Source organism: Pectobacterium fontis (assembly GCF_000803215.1).
In the GTDB taxonomy this organism is placed as follows: Bacteria; Pseudomonadota; Gammaproteobacteria; order Enterobacterales; family Enterobacteriaceae; genus Pectobacterium; species Pectobacterium fontis.
Genome location: NZ_JSXC01000093.1, coordinates 1 through 1,349, shown reverse-complemented (window position 1 = coordinate 1,349; position 1,349 = coordinate 1). Strand labels below are relative to the sequence as shown.

Annotated in this window: 2 protein-coding genes and 1 pseudogene; 2 read left to right on the top strand and 1 reads right to left on the bottom strand. The window is 40.5% G+C overall.

Features of this window, described 5'->3' with window-relative positions; translation table 11 throughout:
* Positions 1 to 522, top strand: a pseudogene (locus OI69_RS20015) (RHS repeat-associated core domain-containing protein); the annotation flags it as partial.
* Entirely contained in the window at positions 519 to 950 is a 432-nt protein-coding gene (locus OI69_RS18725; protein ID WP_039354224.1) for an Imm26 family immunity protein, read from the top strand. The pseudogene OI69_RS20015 and the gene OI69_RS18725, both read left to right, overlap by 4 nt.
* A gap of 64 nt (positions 951 to 1,014) precedes the next feature.
* Here OI69_RS18725 and OI69_RS18720 read toward each other — a convergent pair whose 3' ends face one another.
* Positions 1,015 to 1,239: a SymE family type I addiction module toxin gene (locus OI69_RS18720; RefSeq protein ID WP_039354221.1), complete on the bottom strand. Its 225-nt coding sequence runs from the start codon at positions 1,237 to 1,239 to the stop codon at positions 1,015 to 1,017.
* Positions 1,240 to 1,349 lie beyond the last annotated feature (110 nt).

Sequence of the window (1,349 nt, the reverse complement as noted above, 5' to 3'; positions counted from 1 at the left end):
CGGGATAGTCCCTATGACCCTATAGGGCTGGCGGGCGGTGATAATAACTACGCTTACGCGCCGAATCCGATCACATGGATCGATCCGCTTGGATTGACTCCCTGTAAAGGTTTACCGTCAACCCGAACGTCAGGTGGAACTGGAAAAAATTATGATCCAGTAAATGGTCAGGGCTTATACGTATTACATGATGGTAAGAATATTTTATATGTTGGTCGAGGTGATGCAGCATCTCGCTTAAATATACATGCAAATACGTCGGGTAAGTCTCATTTGGATCAATTAACTATATTTGATAATAACTTGACCAAAGCTGAAGCTAAATTTTTGGAGCAAAGAATCATGGATCTTCATGGTGGTGCTAAGTCTACAGATCCTCTGACCAATCTGTTGAATAAAATTAGATCTTACAGTCCAAACAATCCTAATTCGGGTACATATGATATTGCCGGGCATAGTAGTGATTGGGGAGGTAAGGTATTGAATGATGCACTTTCTATTTTGAAGGGTAATGGCCTATGAAGGTGAAATATAAAGACGGTGATATTTTTATCATTCCCTTAAGTAATGGCAAGTATGCCATATGTCAGATTGTTTTTTCATCAAAAGGGAAATTTAAGCAGATAATAGCATTTTGTGTTCTTTTTATACAAGATGATGAGAGTTTTAATAATGATGCTCTTCTAAATCCTATGTCTGTTGATAAATTCGGTAAAGTAACAAAAATTATATTTACAGGTAATCAGAAGATTAGTAATGGCCTATGGAAGATTATTGGACATACAGATTTAAGTGAAGAAAAAAAACAATTGAGAATATTCAATTACGCAGGTGGCCTTTATAACGGTGAAGAGGAAATAAGACGTATTCCTATTGCTGAATATCCTAACTATACAACAATGGCTGTGTCTGGTTTTGAGCTAGTAGATAATATATTAACTAGTCTTTAAATAAAGCCGGAAGCGATCCCGACGATCCTTCCGGCTTTATTTTACCTGCTGTTTAGTACAACGCTCAGAGATTAATCTCCGTCTCAATCACTATCCTTCCCCGCTCCACCGCCACCGTAATCGGCATCCCGGTCATGAAGCCCGACTCTTCCAGCCAGCGGCCTTCAAGGTTAATCGCCGACGGTGGGTTGGGCTTGCCGTTTTGCGGGGCGTATCCCACGGTGTAGTAACATTCTGTTTTAGTTGCTGTATTTACCGTGTTGCGTGACGTAGAATGTGCCTTAGCCATGATTAACTACCTCATTTAGTTGCTTGTGGTGAGCGGCGTTAACGGGCTGCAACCCGTTATCGTCGCGCTAGTTATCGTTTACTGGTGATGTTGTAGTGGCATAGTAAATT